Here is a 20,662-nt window from a genome sequence, read left to right as displayed (position 1 = left end):
GGGCCTTATCAGTTGAAAGTTAATGTTGCATGAGAGTCTTTATTACTTATCAGAGAGATAGCATCATTGATAAATACATCTTTTGTCAGTATTTGAAGGGCTGTGAGTAATCTAGATTGCATTGAAAAATGGTGATCTTCATTGGTGATCGCGACCCAAAGTCGTTGAGCTCTCAGTCTCAGGTTTTTATCGTTTTCTGCAATTTGTAGCTCTAAAGCTTGCTTAGCCTCTAAAAATGCTTCTGAACTTAATTTAGCCAAATTATTTAAGAACATGTTGATAAATTCTTCATGGCTTTGCAGCAGTAATTGGCTCGAATTATTTGGAGATTGTACATAAAACGCAAGCCCTGCACGGGTATTAAAAGGCGCGTAACCTGCACCGACTAAATAACCTAATTGCTGTTTGGTTCTGAGTTCATCAAAATAAAGATGTTGTACAAGTTGATTAATGAGCATGAGTTGTACTTTTTCATCAACATCTGAAGTTTTTGCTTGGATATAATATAGTAATCCATGTTCAGCCTGTTCTTTGAAAGAAGCATGCGTCATGTGTTGTTTGAGCTTAATAAGAGGGCGTTTTAAATCTTCTAAGATTTTGCTTTCTTTAAAGGTGTCTTTGATGCTGTTTAGCATATTTTCAGCATCACTTTCACGCCAATTACCATACATAAATGCTTTTATATGTATGGCTTTAAAAAATGCATGTCTAAATTCAATGAACTCATTAAATGTAATACCTTTTAGACTTTGCGCTAAGTCCTCCGGTGCAGGGTTCCACGGCATTAAATGTGCACCCAATATGCTAAATAGCGCAGACACAGGTTTATTATGATTATGTTGAAGCCAATGTCTCGATAGTTGTTTTTTATATTCAGCAAAGCGAATAGGGCTAATATCTTGAGATAAAATATAGTTAAGTAACTCTATTGCAAATTCAGGCTGGTTTGCCGAGAGACCTGCTGTATTGAGCGTCAAACCACCCTGATGAGAGGTGATGTGGTAGTTTAGGCCCGCAAGTTCAGCCGAGTAGAAAGGCTCAGCAAGACTATCCATTAATAAATCGGCTAATAAGCGTGTAAGTGCCATATTCTTAACACAACTAACCGCGACTTTTGAATCTATCTCGATATAAAGGTGTCCTTTTGTAACTTTGAATTCTGTGTCTTGTTTAAACCAGAAATTTAACCCTTCTTTGAAAGCGAGCTTTTTTGGCACCGAAAAAGACGACGCGCTAGTGTGTAACACTTGTTTTGCTTTTAAATAAGGATTGACGCTAGGCAGCTTCATTTCTGGAAGAGGGTGTTTTATTTTATCAAGTGTCTCAAGCCAATGCGCAGGTAAATCTTCTACTAGATAAGCTGTGTTATACCACTGGGCTCTTTTATTAGTTGCAACACCTTGATGAATTAAAACGACTCGCATGTTCTTCGCCGACAAGTATTGGCAAAGTTTTTTGTGTAATTGAGGCTCGAACCCAGTCATGACATAGTCACCGCACAAATAATCCGCTTCATCGAAGTGGTGCATATTCACGCTTAACGCATTAACCCACTCCACTAATTTGCTTGGTTCTTGATTGTCAAAGGCGATTTCTAATAAAGCTTGTTTGTCGGCATAGAGTGCAGGTAAATCGACAAACTTATGCTCGATAAGTGCGATATATTCGAATAACATTTCAATAATGTCTTCGTAAAACTCAATCCCTTGCTCCGTGAGGGCAAAGCTGACATTAAAGTCTTTATAATTACTGCCACTCACGCCGCCACCGGCTGAAAGCGCGTTGATCCAACCTTGGGCTTTTAATATTGAGTACAGTGAGCCTTCGCCTTCAAAGCCAATCAAGTGAGCTAAAAAGCTTAAACTCTTAGATTTATACAGGTTATGAACATTAGGCATAGCAAAGCTAACGATCAGTTTCTGCATTTGCTTTTTAGGCGTAATGTGAATGAGTTTACCCAGATCATTGCTACGGTAGAGAGGTACATTGATAGCGGGTTTATTATTTTGGCTTGAAGGCACCTTAGAAAAATATTGTCTAGCCATATCGGCTAACTCATTCAACGATTGAGGGCCGGCAATGGTTAATGTCATCCATTGGGCAAGGTAATGGGTGCTGAAAAATTGACGCAATTCGTCTGAGATACAGGTTTCTCTGTCTTCTAATGTTTGGTGGTTGCCCACGGCAAACTTTGCGAATGGATGAAGAGGGTTTGCCGTTTCTTTATGGACTTGATAAATGCGTCTGCCATCATCTTTAGTTTTCATCTTGTATTCGGCATCTATCGCATTTCTTTCACTCGTTGCTTGAAGCTTGTTGAACAAGGGAGCAATAAAGAACTGGCTGAAAATGTCTAATGCAGCATGTAATTGTTGATGATCACAATCGAAAAAATAACTACTGTGTTCAGTGCCAGTCCATGCATTGCAATGCCCGCCAGCTTGATTAATGAATTGAGAAAAATAGCCGGGGTCTGGGTAGGCTTCAGTACCGAGAAATAACATGTGTTCAATAAAATGTGCCATACCTTGGCGATCGTTAGGATCATCAAAGTGTCCAGCATTGACTGTCAGTGACGCTGCAGATTTTTTTGAATCTAGGTCTTGTACAAGCAGTACTTTCAGACCATTGTCGAGTGTAAGAGTTTGATAGCTGCGTTTATCATTATTGCTAATTTTCAAGAGTCTGCCGCCGATATAAAGTAAGAAATGAGGCCAATTTGAACTAACTTACCGCTGCTAAGGTTCTTTGGATTGTCATGTGTTTTGTTTTAATATAGCGAACAAAGTGGCTAAGTTGCTACCGCTTTACTGAAAATTATTACTCTAAGTGTTTGAGGTTTTATGAAAACAATCTTAATTATGCGCCATGGTGAAGCCGAACCTATGCAAGCTGATGATGCCGCAAGAGCCCTGACCCCACGAGGAGTAAGCCAAGCGAGTGAAATGGCACTATGGATTAAAGCGCATTATCAGCCAAAGGCAATACTCGTAAGCCCTTTTATTAGAGCGCAGCAAACCGCCGAGCAAGTTATTAAGCACAACCCCGCGGGTTATTTTGAAGTGTGTAAAGATATCGTTCCCAGTGGCGATGCGCGATTTGCGATTGATTACCTAGAAACTTTAATGAGCTTGAATCCTGAGATTGATACTTGGCTCTTGGTAGCGCACATGCCAATTGTGAGTTATTTGGTCGATCAACTTAGCCCAGGAGATATGCCTATCTTTTCTACAGCGGGCATTGCGGTTATTCGCTATGATGAAAAAAACAGAAAAGCGGATTTTTTAAAAATAGTCTCTCCTTCACTTTAGTTTGTTTATTGTACAAACTTAAAATCTCTCCCTTGCTTAATTAAAGCGTAAAAATTAACGTCTGCCGATGTTGGTACAGGACAAATGTCCTTGTTTTTGCTTTTGGCTAAGAAAATAAAAGTTGTTAAAATCGGTAATCTTGTAGATAAAATTTATTATTTTTGGCTTTTTTGGGGTTATTTGAAGCAAATTTGAAATTTGCTGTTATAATTATGCCGTTAGATTCAGCCTTAGAATTCGTTTTGCACTCTCGACTCTAAGGTCCGCATTGTACGTTCAGTATAGGCGAAAAATTGAACTAATCACGCCAATGTGATACGGCGCCCATATTTTACCGTTGAACAATAGAGTGCTTATAAAAGGTTTACCCCAAACATGAAAGCAATCAAAAGATCTACGTTAGCAGTTTTAGTCAATGCAGCGTTGTTCTCTACTGTAGCAAGTACTTCGTTCACCTCGCATGCTGAAGAGCAAGAAGCTAAGAGCAACCAGCTTGAAGTTATTCAAGTAACAGCACGTAAACGTGTTGAAAATGCGCAAGAAGTGCCTGTGTCTGTGTCGGCCCTACAAGGCGATGGATTAGACGCATATAGCTCAGCGGGTATGGATATTCGCTTCATGAACGCAAAAATCCCAAGTTTATCAGTTGAATCATCATTCGGCCGTACTTTCCCGCGCTTTTATGTTCGTGGCTTGGGTAATACCGATTTTGATTTGAACGCGTCACAACCTGTTTCATTAGTTGTAGACGAAATTGTTCAAGAAAACCCTATTCTTAAAGGTTTCCCTGTATTTGATATCGAGCGTATCGAAGTACTAAGAGGCCCACAAGGCACACTGTTTGGTCGTAACACGCCAGCAGGTCTTGTAAAGTTTGACTCAGTTAAGCCAAGCCAAGAGTTTGATGCTTACAGTGCTGTATCTTACGGTAGCAAAGGCTCAGTAGACTTTGAAGGTGCCGTAGGTACTGGTCTGACTGACAAGCTTTCAACGCGTGTTTCTCTACTTATTCAAGATCGTCCAGATTACATCGACGTAAAAGCACCGGGCTTCGAAAAAGAAGACTCGCTTGGTGGTTACAATGAAAAAGCAGCGCGCGTTCAGTTTTTATATGAAGGTGATGACTTCACCGGTCTTTTAAACTACCACAAGCGCGACCTTGACGGTCGTCCAATTGCATTCCGTGCAAACCTAATTGAAAAGGGCACAAATAACATCAACCCACTGTATGACAATGATGTTGTTTACCATGATGCCGCTTCACGTTCGACTCAACAGGTAAATACGCAAGGTTTAAGCCTTAAACTTGAGTGGGATTTAAAAGAGCACACATTAACGTCGATCACTGGTTGGGAAAGCGCTGAAATCTATTCTCGCGCTGACGTAGATGGTGGTTACGGTGCATCATTCTTACCTGCAATGGGCCCAGGGTTTATCCCGTTTGCATCTGAAACTGCTGATGCAATCCCTGAGCATGACCAATATACTCAAGAGCTTCGTCTTTCAAGTAACTTCTCTGGCGATATGAACTATCAAGTAGGTGTGTTCTTATACGAAGAAGACTTAATTATCGAAAGCTTCAGTTTTGATACGTTTGCTTGGGATGCAGCTGCAAATAACTATGGTCTTCAAAATGGTTACGCAATCCAAGATCAAAGCACGTCTGCATGGGCATTATTTGGTTCATTTGATTACACAGTATCTGATGAATTAAAAGTAACAGCAGGTATTCGTTACTCGAATGATGAAAAAGAGTTTTACGCGAAGCGCACGAAAACACCTGTGCCATTTACAGGCGCGACAGACTTTAAAGAAGGCTCTGCAAACCCAGATGACAGCCATGTATCTTGGGATTTAAGTGCAACCTATAAGTACACTGATGACATTAACCTATTCGCACGTATCGCTAACGGTTTCCGTGCACCAAGTGTGCAAGGCCGTATCTTATTCGGTGATGAAGTAACAGTTGCTAAATCTGAAACGACTAACTCAATTGAAGCTGGTATTAAGTCTGATGTTTTAGATGGCCAAGGTCGTGTTAACGCGACAGTATTCTATTACCAGATGAATGACCAACAGTTAACAGCTGTAGGTGGCGACGCTAACTTTAACCGTCTGATCAATGCTGATAAGACAACAGGTTACGGTATCGAGCTTGACTCAGAGTGGGTTTTAACTGATGAGTTAAACGCAACATTTAACCTGAGCTACAACAAAACTGAGCTGAGCGATAAAGACCTAGCTGTTCAAGTGTGTGCTCAGTGTACAGTTACAAACAAAGTAGAGAACGGTTTAGCGGTTTTAGATGGTAACAGCTTACCACACGCGCCAGAGTGGATTGCAAACGCGACTCTTCGTTATACCAAAGAACTTGAGGGTGGCGACTTCTTCGTATACTCAGATGTGTCTTACCGCAGCGAAATTGACTTCTTCCTATATGAAGCGGTTGAGTTTAAAGGTGAAGCATTATTTGAAGCCGGTGTACGTGCAGGTTACCAATGGCTAGCTGGCGACAACGAATATGAAGCATCTGTATTTGTACGTAACTTATTTGACGAACAAGTGGTTATTGGTGGCGTAGACTTCAATAACAACACAGGTATGTTAAATGAAGAGCGTTACATTGGTGCTGAATTTAAAGTACGCTTCTTCTAATCTTATTTCTAAATAGAAATTTGTTTTAGTAAAAACCCGCACTTTTGCGGGTTTTTTTATATTTCAAAAACATAGTATTTAGCCTTTTGCCAATTACTCCCAAATAAGTCACATTGAGGATTGGTATTAATAAAATGAGCTGGTAAAGTTGCCCTAAATTGAAAGTAAGAGAAAAATTATGTCTGGATTTTGGAATTACCGTGTTATTTTTTGTGAAGCAACTAAAGATGAAGCGGCGCTTTATCAAATTCACGAAGTTGAATATAACTTAAATGGTAAAGTAACAAATTGGTCTGAAACAGGTGCTGCACCCTTCGGTCGCACTGTTGAAGAGCTTCAAGCTGATACAGATCGTTTAAAGTCTGCGTTTGAAAAGCCAATCTTAAAAGTAGTACGCCAACCTCGAGGCTATACGCTTGTAGAGGTTGAATCAGGTGAAGAAGCAACAGCAGAAGTACCTGAGAGCTTAAAGCAATAATTTAAAAGCTAAAAGCAATCAATTCAAGGAGAGAAACATGGAAAAGCGAGCATTACTAATAGATTTTGACGGTACCTTGGTTGATTCTGAGGTCGTCCATTATGATAGCTGGCAACATGTTTTATCTCCTTTTGACATTCATTACACAGAGCAAGCTTTTTGCTTAGAGTTTGCCGGTGTCCCTACCTTACAAGCCGCAACAGTAATAAAGGCACGGCATAATTTAGATGTCTCAGCTCAGTGGTTATGTGAACAAAAAAATCAGCAGTTTGTTTTAACGTCTGAGCAGGTAAAACCAAGGTTATTAGCTGGCGTGAAGGCTTTCCTCAATGCAGCTAAACAGCAGTTTACTTTGGTATTAGTGACGGGTAGTACACGCAACGAAGCGATCCCCGTATTAGCGCACTACGAATTGCTAGATTTGTTCAATGCGACGATATGCAAAGACGATGTAATCAACCCAAAACCTGACCCTGAGCCATATTTAAAAGCTCTTAAGCTATTGTCTATAAGGCCCCAGGAAGCATTTGCCTTAGAAGACAGTACAACGGGCCTACAAAGTGCAACAGCAGCGGGCGTACAAACAATTGTTATCCCTCATGAATACTCTAAATCTCAAGATCATAGTAAGGCTAACTATATTGCCAATGACATCGGTGAGGCTTGGGAGTATATTCAAAAAAATACTTACATTGAGACGTTATAAAGGTCATCAATACTTCAGTTAGTGAGTGCAGCTAGGAAGTCTAAACTCATTATTAATCTTACTTCAGCGCATAAGGAGCCATGCGTATGTACTATTTCTATTTTTTAGCTTTTTTATTGCTAAGCTTACCTTCTTGGTCAAATACCTCACCCGCGCAATTAGCTTCTGTATTCAACAATAGGCATCAAGTCGAACACTATTTAGTGAGTGAAAAATATGATGGTGTGCGGGCCATATGGGATGGCACGCAGCTTAAAACCCGGCGTGGTAACCTAATTTATGCACCAGCTTGGTTCACAGAGAAGTTGCCAAACACTTACCTAGACGGAGAGCTTTGGGTCGACTACGGGCAATTTGAGTTTGTCAGTGGTCTTGCCAGACAGCTTAACGGCAATGATAAAGACTGGCGTAAAGTGAAGTATATGGTCTTTGATATGCCAAAAGCGTCTGGCAGTTTTGCTGAACGCTATAAAAAGTATTTGCAATTGGTCACTGTAATCAAACAGCCTCATATTCAAGCTGTTAAGCAGCAAAGCTTTGCCAGTAGAGCTCAATTAGATAATTACTTTGATGAAGTGGTAGCAAAAGGTGGAGAGGGGGTAATGTTACATTTAGCCACCGCTTCTCATTTAGCAGGACGCTCAGCACACTTATTAAAGTACAAACCTTACTCAGACGCTGATGCGGTTGTAATTGGTTACAGCGAAGGCAAAGGTAAGTACCAAGGCAAAACAGGCGCTTTGCTCGTGCGCAATTTAGACGACGGCGTTGAGTTTAAAATAGGCTCGGGGCTTACCGACGTACTCAGAGCAAACCCGCCTCAAATTGGTACTGTGATCACCTATCGTTATCAAGATAAAACAAAATATAACAAGCCGCGTTTTGCACGGTTTTTAAGGGTGAGAGAAATATTTTAAACTCGTTTTATCTGTGATACCCTGCGCGACCTTTTTTGTGTCGGAGGTTGAAGATGATAGTTGGATTTGATTACGGTAGTTCTAATTGTGCGATGGGTGTGATGCGTGATTCCCAAGTGACGCTCGTTAAATTAGAAAACAACAAGCATTATTTACCTTCGACTTTATATGCACAGCATAACGCCTTGATCTCAGACTATGTCGCACATAATTTAAGTCTGGGTGATGTAGAGGGGTTTAGACAATCTAGGGCGCACCTTTTAAATGCTGTGCCAGCTATTAAACGTGACCTAGATTTGGAGTCTTCTGATACGGGTATTTCTATTGGTCAGGCTGCCATAGAAGAATATATCGACTTTCCAGAAGATGGCTATTTCGTTAAATCGCCAAAATCGTTCTTCGGTGCAGTAGGCTTAAAGCCACAACAAATCGCCTTTTTTGAAGACATTGCCAGCACCATGATCATGCAAATCAAACAACGTGCAGAGCAACAACTGGGATATGAACTGACACACACGGTCATTGGTCGTCCGGTAAACTTTCAGGCCATTGGTGGCGAAGAAAGCAACCAACAAGCGGTGAGCATCTTAACAACAGCGGCAAAACGTGCAGGTTTTAAAGAAGTGGAATTCTTATTTGAACCTTTGGCTGCGGGAGTTGATTTTGAATCTGGACTCACGACTGACAAAAAAGTGCTGGTGGTCGATATCGGTGGGGGTACTTCTGATTGCTCGTTTGTGCAAATGGGACCAAGTTTTAGAGACAATGCTTGTCGAAATGCCGACTTTTTATCGCATACCGGTAAGCGTATTGGCGGTAACGATTTAGACATTGCATTGGCGTTTCATGAACTAACTGATTTACTTGGTCGTGACGATAAGTTTAAGTCAGGCCTTCCTATGCCTAACCAGTTGTTTTGGCAAGCATGTAAAATTAATGACCTGCAAATGCAAAGTGACTTCTACTCAGATAAAAACCATCGTGACTTAAGCGCGATGCTTCGAGAGATAGGGCAGCCAGAACGACTACAGCGTTTAATTAAAGTGCAAGAAAATAAGCTTTCACACCGTTTAGTAAGACAAGCTGAATTAATGAAAATTGCGTTAAGTGCTGACTCGCAGACTCACTGTGATATGAGCTTTATTGGTAAAGACTTAGCTAAGCTTATCACTGATATACAGCTTGCTGAAGCCCTTGAAAACAGTTTAGAGCAGATCTGCACCTTGGCCGAACAAGCTATTCAAGATGCTGGAACGCAACCTGATGTGATTTATCTAACGGGCGGTAGTGCGCAATCACCCTTATTAAAGGCGGCGCTAAAACACCGATTGGGTGATATCGAGATGTTAAGCGGCGATAACTTTGGTAGCGTAACCGCCGGTTTAACGAAGTGGGCTGAAAAGCTGTTCAGATAAACATTTTTAACTCTATAAAGATATGTTAGGTATTTAGTCGCGTTGCCAAGTATTTATCGTAATCAGGTAAAGCGCGACTAAATTCAGTACTCATCAAAGATGAATGCAGCAGCATATCGGCGGTTGCTTCATTACATGCCACCGGAATATTCCATACAGCAGCCAAACGTAGCAGTGCTTTAACATCTGGGTCGTGCGGCTGTGAAGCAAGGGGATCCCAGAAAAATACCAGCATATGTATTTGATGCTCGGCTATTTTCGCCCCAAGCTGCTGATCGCCACCCATAGGGCCGCTAAGTAGTTTATTGACGCTTAGGCCTGTAGCCTGCTCAATAACATTACCCGTCGTGCCAGTGGCAGAGAGCGTGTGACGTTCAAGGGTATTTCTATGGGCTAAACACCAGGCTTTTAACGCGTCTTTCTTACCATCATGAGCAACCAGTGCTATATGCTTATTAGCGGGGATTTTCTCAACCTTGGTTTCCATACTCATTTCTCTTTTTTATTTGTTAGAGTAACAAGTTAATCGCTAGGGCGATAAAAATAAAGCCCGAAAAACGGTCTATCCAGATTGGTGCGCTTGGATGCTGCCTGAAGTAGCCTGCGATTTTGTCACCACTGTAAATGTAGGCACAATCTATCGGGAAAGCCAAAATAGGGTAAAGCAAGCCAAACATAGCCAGTTGTAGAGTGGTAGAAGAGAGCGTAGGGTCAACAAACTGCGGAATAAAAGCAATAAAGAATAACGCCACTTTTGGATTGAGCACTTCGGTCATCATGGCTTGTACAAATACATTACCTTGTTTTTTAGTACTCACATGAGGTTTATCTTCAGAGTCAATTTGCTTCTTAAACGTATCTTTAAGGGTCACAAAACCCAAATAACATAAATAGGCTGCGCCTAAATACTGTACCGTCGCATAGGCCGTTTCAGAAGCTTTTAGAATGGCCGACAGTCCTATTACTGCAAAAATGGTGTGGATAACCCCACCGGCGGCAAAACCTAACGCGCTTTGCATACCTGCCTTACGACCATGGGTAAATGTTTGTGCCATTAAGAATGCATTTGAAGGGCCTGGTGCCACGGCGATAACCGCACTGGCAATTAAAAAAGAAATGACGGATTCGGGATTGAGCATCGCATTTATATTTTTATTGTTATTGATTGGGGCAGAGTATAAGCGGGTTTGAATAAAATATACAGGGGTAAACAAAAGCGGGCATGAAGCCCGCTTAAAAATGGTTGGTTAGAATACTACAGTCTGAGTGCTTGAACAGGCTGAAGTACTACCTTGTTCACAAACTTGGTAGCTGTAGCTACCGCCGCCTTTACCACCTATGCTGTCAGTGTAGCTATTATCGTTGCTGGTTGTGACAATTTTGCTACCGTTACGGTAAATATCAACATTTGATGTGGTTGCACCCTGCCAGTTTAGGTCAACATACTTTGAACCTTTAGACTTATAACCTGAAGCAGTTAGGCTGAATGAACCACCTGTATCGCCGCCACCGTTTTCACCACCGCCATTATTTCCACCAGCACAACCGTTTTGTGTTAGGTAATCGTCAGCGGCTTTTGCTTTAACAATACCGTAACCGAAGTAGACGTCATTACCTGCCGCACCTTGGTCTTCTGCTGTTGCTTTTAGTGCTGAACGAATCTCTTCACCAGTACAATCTGGATGATTTGACCAAACGAGTGCAGCAAGACCAGCAACTGCAGGTGTAGCCATTGAAGTACCGCTCATTAGGCCATAATCACTTGAGCCAATACTGATAGATGCAGAAGTTGCCGCCATTAATGCTGAACGATCTTCAAAAGCCGCACCTACTGCTGGAATTGATGTTGTGTTTGTATCGCCTAATGTTGCGTAAAGCATGCCAGCTTCATTGTTTACAATGATAGCGCCTACACCGCCAGAAGCTTCACAGTTTGCAACTTTGTCATGGAATGAAATATTGCCACGGTCAATTAGACATACTTTACCTGCGGCTTGTGCATCAGTTGCTTCAGCTGTGCCCATGAAGTAAACATTTGCGGTTACTGAGCCTGAGTTTTCCATTGAAGAGGTTTCAAATGCAGTGCCGTCCATAGATAGGCTTGCAGATGTTGCCATACCTGCTGGATAAGTAGATAACGTATCAACACCGCCAGCTGTTACTTCTACACAAATTGTTTCGTCAGTCGTAACTCGACGGCCCTTGCCCGATGTACAGCTTGGGTATTGAGAGAAATCTGCAATTTGATTGTTCGCATCATTTGCACCAATCATCATGACTGACGGATAGCCTGCAGGGTAAGAGCGAACTGAGTTGCCATCATTACCTGCAGCTGCAACTACTAGGCCACCAGCTTGAGAGAAGCTTGCAAATGCATTTGATTCAGTGCTGTTTGAACCACCGCCACCAAGGCTCATGTTGATGATGTTTGCACCTGCTTGTGAACAAAGGTTTGCAGCATGGGCTAGGTCAGAAGAGTAACCCCAGCCTTCAGCGTTAAATACTTTAATGATGTGCATGTCTACACCTGGCGCCATACCAACCACACCGACATTGTTGTCAGCCGCACCAATAGTACCTGCTACGTGTGTGCCGTGAGGGCCACCATGCTCATACCAGTTACCTGTGCCTGAGTCGTTATCGCCTGTGATGTTACCCCATATAAAGTCAGGGTTAGACATATCAAGACCTGAATCGATAACACACACCTTCATACCCGCGTTTGCATCAAACGTAACTTGGTCAGCTTGAGACTGGTAAACAGCATAAGGCGTGATCTGCTGCTGCATTGCATTACCTAGATCATCGTTATAGATGCCCATTGCTTTACGCTTTTGGTCTTCTTCAATAAGTTTAATATGTGGGTTGTTTAGTAAGCCTTTTACTGTTGATAGGTCTTTACCAGAGAAACTGGCTGCAAAGAAACCATTGCCATCAACATGTAGTTCAGCGCCTAATTTTTTAGCTAATGCTTTAACGACGCCTTTTTTGTCATTATCAACCTGAATGATGTAGCGGTCGTCCGCTGCGTTTACAGAAGCGGCTGAACAAACGCCTGCAAGAAGTAGTGCTGAGGTGAATTTATTAAACTTCATACTTGTTATCTCTTTTGTAATTTTTATCTAATGCTTTGTAAACATCTTTTTAACAAGTTCGAGGTTACGCGAAATTTTTAGGTTGTAAAGGGTACAAAATTACATTTTATCGAGTTTTTTAGAATAAAAAAATCTAGTCGTAGAAGTAAAAAATATTAACAGAAGTCCAGATATTTAAATGGTTTACCATAGTGGGAACGCAGGTGAGAGTAAGACCTATTAGTAAAAACAGGTCTTACCATTTTGTCATGAGTTTGAATAAAGTACGTTGCTCTTTGTTGATTTAAGTGCAATTAAAAATAGCAAGCAGGTGGCTAAATGAATACCAACTTGAACAGGCGCACTCAGACCAAGTTGCTGTGTTAATACAGCAAGTACTGCAGCGCCAGACATTTGCATTACACCGATGAGTGCTGATGCGGTTCCCGCTTGTTGTGCAAAGCCGCCAAGCGCTTTTCCTGCCGCAGAACCTAAGGTAAATGCAAAGCCGATAGAAGCGATATACATAGGCAGCATAAATGCCGCGGGTTCAGCGGAAGAACTAAGTACCATCATGAGCAAACCACCAATCATCAGTAGTGCTAGACCAAAAACTAGGCTCTGTTTAGGTGCGCTTTGAATGTATTTTGGCGCGATAAAGCTAGCAGTAATGCTGATCACAGCATTAATAGTAAACCACAAGGTAAACTCAGAGATGTCTTTATCCAGCTGTGTCATCACCCATTCAGGTGCCGTTGTAACAAACACCAGCATAGCCGACATGGCGACCATGGTAATAGAGGCGTTAAACATAAACTCACTGCTTGCAAGCATAGGTTTAAAACGCCTTAAATCTAATATATGACCAGAATAAATGGTATCTTTTGGACGCGTTTCAGGACACAGCACAAATAGCAAAATAAAACCAAGTACTGCAAAGATAACTAAAAAGATAAAATTACTTTGCCAGCCAAATTGCACCGTTAACCAAGCACCGAAAATAGGCGCCAATGCCGGTATAAAGCACACGATACCATTGAGATAGGTGATCATTTTACCACTGCCTTTATGACCGAACTGATCTCTGACAATGGCAAAAGCCGTAACAAAAGTCGCACATGCGCCAAACCCCTGCAATGCTCGGGCTGACATGATCACGTGCCAGTCATTGGTGTTTGCTGCAAGCAAGCCACCGAGTGCAAATAATGAAATACCAACCAAAGCAATGGGTCTTCTACCATATCTATCGGCAAGCGGCCCTGCTATTAATTGTCCTAAACCGACGGTGAGCATATAAATGCCAACGGTTTGTTGAATGTGCGCATTGCTTACTGCTAAGCCAGATTGCATGGCAGGGAATGCGGGTAAGTATAAATCTATGCCAAGTGGGCAGAAAATAACGAGTAAAATGAGAATAAAAACGCTGAGTTTTGAATTAATTTGGGGGTCAGACATGCGCACTCCTTATTAAGGGCGCGTATTGTAACGCTCTAAAATAAAAACGACAGGACTTAATACCGAGAAACGATAATATATTTTCATTTTTGGCTTTTTACTTGAGGTTATATTCAATTTAAACTTGCTGAAAACTGGTCTGATGAGTTATGTTTTATCATCATAAAATAATAACAATTGGAGCAAACATGGCTGCATCATTAATGGGTATTTACAAAAGTGTGCGTTGGTTACCCTTTGGTAATTGGCTATTTAGCAAAGCTGTATGCATTAAGGCACCTTACTTTGGTTCTATCAAACCGACTATTACACATTTAGAAGCGGGAAAATGCGTGGCAGTAATAAAGAAACGCCGCTCGATTCAAAATCATATTGGTACTATCCATGCCATTGCACAGTGTAATCTTGCTGAGCTGGTGGCAGGTGTCATGACAGATGCTACCGTCCCAGTTAAAACCCACCGCTGGATCCCAAAAGGTATGACAGTGCAATATCTAAAAAAGGCAGATGGTGTTTTAACTGCTGAGGCTAAAATTGACTTACCGAGAGTGTGGCAAGACAAAGAAGATTTGATTGTACCTGTAGAAGTATTTGATCAGCACAAAACCAAAGTATTTCATGCTGATATTACTATGTATATTACTGAGCGTTAGCTTGCTCTTTGATGGGAGTGATATTGTCGGGGGCTTGCTTATGAGTAAGCTTGCCTTCTAAATGCGCTCCTGCATCGATAGTCAGTGTGTCATGAGCAACGTCACCATGTACTTTGGCGGTTACTTCTAGGTGAACGGATTGCGCGTCAATGTTGCCGTTGATCGTCCCTTTAACTTGTACTTTTTCAGCGATAATATTTCCGTTAACTTCACCATTTTGACCCACGATCAGTGTCGATACTTTTAAATCGCCAGTTACTTTTCCATCTACTTGTAACTCCCCATCACAGTCAATCTGCCCAGTCACATGGGTGTTGGGTGAAATTAAAGCGGGTAAACTTGCGCTGCTGTTATTTTTAAATTTATTGAACACGAGAAAGTACCTTAGCCAGTTTTATCGGATTGATATGCTTACCATTTTGTAAGACTTCATAGTGTAAATGAGTGCTGGTACTTCTGCCAGTACTTCCCATCAAGGCGATCACGTCCGACTTTTCGACTTTTTGCCCTTTCTTAACTTTAATGGTGTGAAGGTGACCAAAACGGGTCACTAAGCCATTGGCATGCTCAATTTCAACGAATTTGCCATAGCCGCCATTTTTGCCGGCTTTTTTCACAATACCAGCTGCAGGCGCATGAATGTCTGTTTTATGCCACCCGGCTAAATCGACGCCTTTATGCATGGCTCTGCGGCCTGTGATGGGATCTTTTCGATAACCAAATTGACTTGATACATAAAACTTTTCTTGTTTTACCGGCATGCTATCAGGCAGCAATGTGATCATTTGTTCAAGCTCATTAAGTTCAACCAGCTTATCAATCACGCTTAAATAATCAGAAGAAATATGTTGTGTGTCTAGTTGGTGGTAAGGACCACCTTGCGCGATAGGTGAAAGTGTTAATTGTTTGTCTAAACCAATTTCATCTAAGTGGGTATGCAATTCTCTTGCTCTTGCGGTGATGCTATTTTCGATTTGGTTTAGTAATGATGCTTGCTTATCGGCCAAGTTTTCTGACTGCTCTTCAAACTCGTCTTTTTGAATGCTTTGCTCTTCAGACGTTGCTGGCGAAGCGACACTTTCAGGTAAAGCCTCGACTAAGCCCTCTAATAAGTTCTGTTGTTGCGAAAGATCTTGAAGTGTCTTTGTTTGTTCAGCTAATTTTTGTTCTAATTGTTGTTTTTCTAGCTGCCAATTTGATTCAGCCACCAAACGTTGTTTTTCTAACGTTTGTATTTGGTCTTGCTGTTGTACATAACCATAAGAGCTCACACTGACCCAGCAAACCGCACCTACAGCGGCGCACAACAAGCTTACTTGCAGGCTGCTAGGTAGAGTAAACATACTCACGTCACCATTTTGACGGAGTAACAATTGTTTTGGCTTAAATGCGCTTTTTGCTAGGTAACTGATCTTGTTCAACATATTTCTTAATAACCTGTTAACAACGCTCTACCTTAACAATATTTATGCAAAAATCCAGCTTAAAAACACAAAAAAAGGCGTGCTTTATGCACACCTTTGATTTGAATAGTGTTTTTTATTAGGTTTTGACAGTTTATTTTGCAGGTAAAACTGTGCCTTCAACTGAGCCAAAACCAATACGGTTAAAGCCGTCAGCTTCACACCAACCGCGCATGATAACCTTGTCACCATCTTCTAAGAACTTACGCTCTTCGCCGTTGTTCAGTGTGATTGTTTCTTTGCCGCCACGAGATAATTCAAGCATTGAACCTGCTTCTTCGTGCTCAGGACCAGACTGTGTACCAGAACCCAGCATATCACCAGGAATAAAGTTACAACCGTTTACCGTGTGGTGCGTTACCATTTGTGCCACTGTCCAGTAGCTGTGCTTGAAGCTAGACTCAGAAAGCTTGCTTGGAGCAGCACCTTCGCTACGCATTTTTTCTGATTCTAGTAATACATCCATTTGAATGTCGAATGCACCTGCTTCACGGTTATGTGAAGACTCAAGATACTCTAGTGGTTGAGGATCGTTTTCGTCACGGTGCCATTGAGTACGGTATGGTGCTAGTGCTTCAGTTGTAACAATCCAAGGTGAAACTGTAGATGCAAAGTTTTTCGCAAGGAATGGACCAAGCGGTTGGTATTCCCAAGCTTGTAAATCACGTGCTGACCAGTCGTTAAATAGACAGAAACCAAATACGTGATCTTCAGCATCTTCAATGCTAATTGCATCACCAAGTTCATTACCTTTACCAAGGTAAATACCTAGCTCTAACTCGTAGTCCATACGCTTAGCTGGGCCAAATGATGGTGCATCTGCGTCAGGCGCTTTAGTTTGACCTTTAGGACGTGGGAAGCTTTGACCAGATACATCAATAGAAGATGCACGGCCGTGATAACCAATTGGTACCCATTTGTAGTTAGGTAGAAGCGGGTTATCTGGACGGAATAAACTGCCTACCGCAGTTGCGTGATAGATTGACGTGTAGAAATCTGTGTAGTCACCAATGTGGCATGGTAGTGCATATTCAACGTCATCTTGTGCAACTAAAGCAGATTCAAGTGCACCTTGGTGCTCAGAACCTTCACGTAGTGCTTTTGAAAGCGCTAAACGAAGTGCTGACCAATGTGCTTTGCCCATGCCCATAAACTCGTTAAGCGCAGGTGCGTTAGCCGCTTCTACCGCTTCTTGTGCTTCGCCAGAGAAAATACCAGCAGCCGCAACTACAGCTAAATCTAAAACTTGGTCGCCGATAGCAACACCACCGCGGAACTCTTCAGATGCGCCTTTACGGCGGAAAGAAGCGAATGGTAGATTTTGGATTGGGAAGTCATTACCCGCAACGTTTGCGCTGCTTACCCAGCTTTTTAAATTAATATCGTGCGTTTCATTAATAAAAGACATGGTCTTTCCTTTTGCATTAATTGGCTAAGTCTAAATATGGAGATTCAATAAAGTAAATCAAGCTAGAAAAACGACTTAGCTTTAAAAACTACAAAAGCAGCTACGTTTTTAACGTCAGCTGCTTTTAATTTACTCAGGTTATCTAAAATTAGATAACACCACGACGCTCTTGGTCGCGCTCGATTGATTCGAATAACGCTTGGAAGTTACCTTCACCGAAACCACCGTCATCGACACGTTGGATCATCTCAATGAAGATAGGGCCGAATAGGTTCTTAGTGAAGATCTGTAGTAAGTAACAGTCTTCGCTTTGGCTATCTACTAAGATTTGGTGCTCTTTGATTTTCTCTTTATCTTCTTTAACCCAAGGAACACGGTCGAAGATAGTGTCGTAGTAGTGTTCAACGATATCTAGTGTTGCAATGTTTGTTTTGTCTAGCTTATCTAGTGAACCAACAAGGTCATTTGTTAAGAATGCAAGATGCTGTACACCAGGACCGTTGTACTCGTCTAAGTACTCGTCGATCTGGTTGTTGTTGTCATCTTTACCTTCGTTGATTGGAATAGAGAAAGTACCACAAGGCGACTTAAGCGCATAAGAAAGTAGTGCAGTCTTTTGACCTTTGATGTCGAAGTAACGCACTTCTTCAAAGCCGAATACGCCTTTATAGAAGTTAGCCCAAGTTTCCATCGTACCTTTGTAAACATTGTTTGTTAGGTGGTCGATACGGATGAAGCCTTTATCTTCAACAATGTTTTGCTCAGCTAGGTCTTCAAAATCATTTTCAAAGATTGAACCTTTATCACCGAATACGTCGATGAAGTAAATTAAGCTGTCGCCAATACCGTAAATTGCTGGGTACGGTAGGTCTTTGTTTGCTGAATCTGTAGCTGGTTTCGCACCACGCTCTACTGCAATATCAAACGCTTTTTGAGCGTCTTCTACACGCCAGCCCATTGAACAAATCGCAGGACCATGTGACTTAGCAAACTCAGCAGAGAAACCGCCACGTTCGTTGTTTAGTAAGAAGTGGATCTCGTTCTGGTTGTAATGAACGATGTCTTTACCTTTAAACTTTTTAAGTTTAGAGAAACCAAAATCAGCAAAGATTTTGTCCATGTAATCTGCATCTGGGGTTGCGTATTCAGTAAATTCGATACCAACCAAACCTAGTGGGTTTTTTACTTCACTCATTGTCATACTCCGCAATTAAGCACAATTGGGTTGCTTGTTAGATTTGTTGTTGGAACGAATCATTAATCAAAAATCGCAATAGGGGAAGCTAGTGCAGTGATATTGTCAGGGGGGCATTTGTAAATTTAAAAACACACATTAATAACGACTTTGCTGTATTTCGATTAGGGCAGGTGATGGAATCTCCTCAAGCGGGCCAGAACAAAAATCGATGACTATTTGCTGTTTTAAAACGTGGAGCTTTAAACTTATAAAATATTGATATTAAATGATTATTTTTGGTTGGTGGTTTTTCCAGGAAATGGGTTTATAAGTTTAAAGAATACCTCTGAACTTGCATCTAAAAGGAGTGGGTGTAAAGAAATTAATACAGTTTAAAAACAGATACAAAAAAAGCCGCATAAGCGGCTTTTTTGTCGCAAGGAGAATTATTGCTTAGAACCTGATACTTCTAATTCTTCGCTTAAATAATGCTCTTGAGTGTGTGGCTCGTGGTTGCCCTCTGCGCCATGCATCCAGTCAACTAAACGGTCACTTAGGAAGTACATTAATGCTGCAGAGATTAAACCTGTTGCACCTAGACCAATAAATATGCCCATTGCATTTTCCATAGCCGCTTCACCTTCACCGATGAACGCACCTACGAATGCAGCAATTTTGTTTGCAACTGCAGTACATAAGAACCAAATACCCATAAGCAGTGAAGCAAGGCGAAGTGGTGCAAGCTTACTTACCATAGAAAGACCGATTGGTGACAAGCACAGCTCACCTAGAGTATGGAATAGATAGAAAAGCACTAACCAAATCATGCTGATTTGCAGTGCATCTTGACCATTACCACCTTCAGTCGCAAGGGCAAGCATCATAGTGAAGAAGCCAAGTGCTAAGAAAACTAAACCAATGGCAAACTTAACTGGCGAGTTTGGCTCTTTGTTATCAAGCTTAAGCCAGATCATAGCTACAACCGGCGCGAAGATAATGATGAAGATAGAGTTAAGAGATTGGAACCAAGATGCTGGAATTTCAAAGCCCATCAACATACGGTCAGTGTAATCGTTGGCGAAAATATTCATTAGACCGCCAGCTTGCTCGAAGCCCATCCAGAAAATGATGCTGAAAACACTCATAGTGAAAATTACCTTGATACGGTCTTTTTCAACTTTAGTTAGAGGCTCTTTTTGACCTGATTCAGACTGCTGCTGAGACAGTTTTGCTGATGGTACTACACCGATGTCGCCTAAATACTTTTTACTTAAGATCATCTGCATCACAACAGAGATAACCATACCGATACCTGCCGCGATAAAACCAGCCTGCCAGTTTATTACAGCTGCAACGTAACCTGCGATAAGTGGACCTAAAGCGCCACCTAAGTTAATACCCATGTAGAAAATAGTGAATGCACTGTCACGACGTTTGTCACCTTCTTGGTACAAATCACCAACCATAGTAGAGATATTTGGCTTGAATAAACCATTACCAATACAAAGTAATGTTAAACCAATATAGAAAACATTTTCTTCGATACCACTTACCATGGCATGAGGAATACCCATAGTAAAGTGGCCAGCAGCCATTAAAATACCACCAATAATGATGGCTTTACGTTGACCTAATACGTTGTCGGCTAACCAGCCACCAAATAGTGGTGTTAGGTATACCGCCATAGTAAATGTTCCGTATAGACTTAATGCATCGGCGTTGCTCCAGCCGAAGCCGCCGTCTTGTGCCATAGCAACAAGATATAATACCAAGATGGCACGCATGCCGTAGTAACCGAATCGTTCCCACATTTCTGTGCCGAATAGCAGGAAAAGCCCCTTAGGGTGCCCTAAAAACTCACCTGCTTTAGGTAATGTGCTCATATTTCTTCCTAAATTATCAAAATGTGTTGTATGGCCTAATTATAATTATGCACTGTGTGCTTGAGTG

17 protein-coding genes are annotated in these 20,662 nt (G+C 41.6%); 7 read left to right on the top strand and 10 right to left on the bottom strand.

What is annotated here, in order from left to right:
• Positions 1–8 precede the first annotated feature (8 nt).
• Complete coding sequence (locus AC1HJP_RS08580) at positions 9–2,681, bottom strand: insulinase family protein (RefSeq protein WP_480361456.1); 2,673 nt, start codon at positions 2,679–2,681, stop codon at positions 9–11.
• 162 nt (positions 2,682–2,843) lie between these two features.
• Between AC1HJP_RS08580 and sixA the strand changes: the two genes are divergently transcribed.
• The 6 genes from sixA to yegD all read left to right on the top strand — a co-directional run bounded on the left by sixA (position 2,844) and on the right by yegD (position 9,482).
• Positions 2,844–3,311, top strand: coding sequence for a phosphohistidine phosphatase SixA (sixA, locus tag AC1HJP_RS08575; protein WP_480361455.1), 468 nt, complete (start codon positions 2,844–2,846; stop codon positions 3,309–3,311).
• A 375-nt stretch (positions 3,312–3,686) separates the two neighbouring features.
• The gene (locus tag AC1HJP_RS08570; protein ID WP_480361454.1) at positions 3,687–5,966 is read left to right on the top strand and encodes a TonB-dependent receptor; all 2,280 of its coding nucleotides are present in this window, start codon (positions 3,687–3,689) and stop codon (positions 5,964–5,966) included.
• Positions 5,967–6,144: 178 nt separating this feature from the next.
• Positions 6,145–6,444, top strand: a complete 300-nt coding sequence (locus tag AC1HJP_RS08565) for a hypothetical protein (RefSeq protein ID WP_058029251.1) — start codon at positions 6,145–6,147, stop codon at positions 6,442–6,444.
• Between the two features lie 37 nt (positions 6,445–6,481).
• Positions 6,482–7,150: an HAD family hydrolase gene (locus tag AC1HJP_RS08560; RefSeq protein WP_480361453.1), complete on the top strand. Its 669-nt coding sequence runs from the start codon at positions 6,482–6,484 to the stop codon at positions 7,148–7,150.
• Positions 7,151–7,236: 86 nt separating this feature from the next.
• Positions 7,237–8,067 carry a DNA ligase gene (locus tag AC1HJP_RS08555; protein WP_480361452.1) on the top strand — a complete coding sequence of 277 codons (831 nt, stop codon included), beginning with the start codon at positions 7,237–7,239 and terminating at the stop codon, positions 8,065–8,067.
• A gap of 53 nt (positions 8,068–8,120) precedes the next feature.
• Entirely contained in the window at positions 8,121–9,482 is a 1,362-nt protein-coding gene (yegD, locus tag AC1HJP_RS08550; RefSeq protein ID WP_480361451.1) for a molecular chaperone, read from the top strand.
• A gap of 25 nt (positions 9,483–9,507) precedes the next feature.
• Here the strand turns inward: yegD and AC1HJP_RS08545 are convergent, their stop codons facing one another.
• From AC1HJP_RS08545 to AC1HJP_RS08530, 4 genes are all read right to left on the bottom strand, one after another.
• Positions 9,508–9,969, bottom strand: coding sequence for a methylglyoxal synthase (locus AC1HJP_RS08545; RefSeq protein WP_421965110.1), 462 nt, complete (start codon positions 9,967–9,969; stop codon positions 9,508–9,510).
• A 22-nt stretch (positions 9,970–9,991) separates the two neighbouring features.
• A complete protein-coding gene (locus tag AC1HJP_RS08540) occupies positions 9,992–10,621 on the bottom strand; it encodes a LysE family translocator (RefSeq protein WP_480361450.1) in 630 nt (209 codons plus the stop codon).
• A gap of 108 nt (positions 10,622–10,729) precedes the next feature.
• A complete protein-coding gene (locus AC1HJP_RS08535) occupies positions 10,730–12,577 on the bottom strand; it encodes a S8 family serine peptidase (protein WP_480361449.1) in 1,848 nt (615 codons plus the stop codon).
• A gap of 246 nt (positions 12,578–12,823) precedes the next feature.
• Entirely contained in the window at positions 12,824–14,011 is a 1,188-nt protein-coding gene (locus AC1HJP_RS08530; RefSeq protein ID WP_480361448.1) for a multidrug effflux MFS transporter, read from the bottom strand.
• A gap of 188 nt (positions 14,012–14,199) precedes the next feature.
• Between AC1HJP_RS08530 and AC1HJP_RS08525 the strand changes: the two genes are divergently transcribed.
• Positions 14,200–14,664, top strand: coding sequence for a hotdog fold domain-containing protein (locus AC1HJP_RS08525; protein ID WP_480361447.1), 465 nt, complete (start codon positions 14,200–14,202; stop codon positions 14,662–14,664).
• Here the strand turns inward: AC1HJP_RS08525 and AC1HJP_RS08520 are convergent.
• The 5 genes from AC1HJP_RS08520 to AC1HJP_RS08500 all read right to left on the bottom strand — a co-directional run bounded on the left by AC1HJP_RS08520 (position 14,651) and on the right by AC1HJP_RS08500 (position 20,595).
• Entirely contained in the window at positions 14,651–15,037 is a 387-nt protein-coding gene (locus AC1HJP_RS08520; protein ID WP_138483262.1) for a bactofilin family protein, read from the bottom strand. The two genes, AC1HJP_RS08525 and AC1HJP_RS08520, sit on opposite strands and share 14 nt — an antisense overlap.
• Complete coding sequence (locus AC1HJP_RS08515; protein ID WP_480361446.1) at positions 15,027–16,088, bottom strand: peptidoglycan DD-metalloendopeptidase family protein; 1,062 nt, start codon at positions 16,086–16,088, stop codon at positions 15,027–15,029. The genes AC1HJP_RS08520 and AC1HJP_RS08515 overlap by 11 nt, the downstream gene beginning before the upstream one ends.
• A gap of 133 nt (positions 16,089–16,221) precedes the next feature.
• Positions 16,222–17,535 (bottom strand): fumarylacetoacetase, encoded by a 1,314-nt coding sequence (gene fahA / locus AC1HJP_RS08510; RefSeq protein WP_480361445.1) that lies wholly within the window; start codon positions 17,533–17,535, stop codon positions 16,222–16,224.
• 148 nt (positions 17,536–17,683) lie between these two features.
• Positions 17,684–18,730, bottom strand: coding sequence for a 4-hydroxyphenylpyruvate dioxygenase (hppD, locus tag AC1HJP_RS08505; RefSeq protein ID WP_421965117.1), 1,047 nt, complete (start codon positions 18,728–18,730; stop codon positions 17,684–17,686).
• Between the two features lie 428 nt (positions 18,731–19,158).
• Positions 19,159–20,595: a peptide MFS transporter gene (locus AC1HJP_RS08500; protein WP_480361444.1), complete on the bottom strand. Its 1,437-nt coding sequence runs from the start codon at positions 20,593–20,595 to the stop codon at positions 19,159–19,161.
• Between the last annotated feature and the right edge of the window lie 67 nt (positions 20,596–20,662).

Source organism: Pseudoalteromonas sp. NFXS53 (assembly GCF_056629255.1).
This window is presented reverse-complemented; position numbering and strand designations above follow the sequence as displayed.

Bases quoted from the DNA above. Each gene is read 5' to 3' on its own strand.
- sixA (WP_480361455.1), top strand. From the start codon at position 2,844: ATGAAAACAATCTTAATTATGCGCCATGGTGAAGCCGAACCTATGCAA.
- AC1HJP_RS08570 (WP_480361454.1), top strand. From the start codon at position 3,687: ATGAAAGCAATCAAAAGATCTACGTTAGCAGTTTTAGTCAATGCAGCG.
- AC1HJP_RS08565 (WP_058029251.1), top strand. From the start codon at position 6,145: ATGTCTGGATTTTGGAATTACCGTGTTATTTTTTGTGAAGCAACTAAA.
- AC1HJP_RS08560 (WP_480361453.1), top strand. From the start codon at position 6,482: ATGGAAAAGCGAGCATTACTAATAGATTTTGACGGTACCTTGGTTGAT.
- AC1HJP_RS08555 (WP_480361452.1), top strand. From the start codon at position 7,237: ATGTACTATTTCTATTTTTTAGCTTTTTTATTGCTAAGCTTACCTTCT.
- yegD (WP_480361451.1), top strand. From the start codon at position 8,121: ATGATAGTTGGATTTGATTACGGTAGTTCTAATTGTGCGATGGGTGTG.
- AC1HJP_RS08545 (WP_421965110.1), bottom strand. From the start codon at position 9,969: ATGGAAACCAAGGTTGAGAAAATCCCCGCTAATAAGCATATAGCACTG.
- AC1HJP_RS08540 (WP_480361450.1), bottom strand. From the start codon at position 10,621: ATGCTCAATCCCGAATCCGTCATTTCTTTTTTAATTGCCAGTGCGGTT.
- AC1HJP_RS08535 (WP_480361449.1), bottom strand. From the start codon at position 12,577: ATGAAGTTTAATAAATTCACCTCAGCACTACTTCTTGCAGGCGTTTGT.
- AC1HJP_RS08530 (WP_480361448.1), bottom strand. From the start codon at position 14,011: ATGTCTGACCCCCAAATTAATTCAAAACTCAGCGTTTTTATTCTCATT.
- AC1HJP_RS08525 (WP_480361447.1), top strand. From the start codon at position 14,200: ATGGCTGCATCATTAATGGGTATTTACAAAAGTGTGCGTTGGTTACCC.
- AC1HJP_RS08515 (WP_480361446.1), bottom strand. From the start codon at position 16,088: ATGTTGAACAAGATCAGTTACCTAGCAAAAAGCGCATTTAAGCCAAAA.
- fahA (WP_480361445.1), bottom strand. From the start codon at position 17,535: ATGTCTTTTATTAATGAAACGCACGATATTAATTTAAAAAGCTGGGTA.
- hppD (WP_421965117.1), bottom strand. From the start codon at position 18,730: ATGAGTGAAGTAAAAAACCCACTAGGTTTGGTTGGTATCGAATTTACT.
- AC1HJP_RS08500 (WP_480361444.1), bottom strand. From the start codon at position 20,595: ATGAGCACATTACCTAAAGCAGGTGAGTTTTTAGGGCACCCTAAGGGG.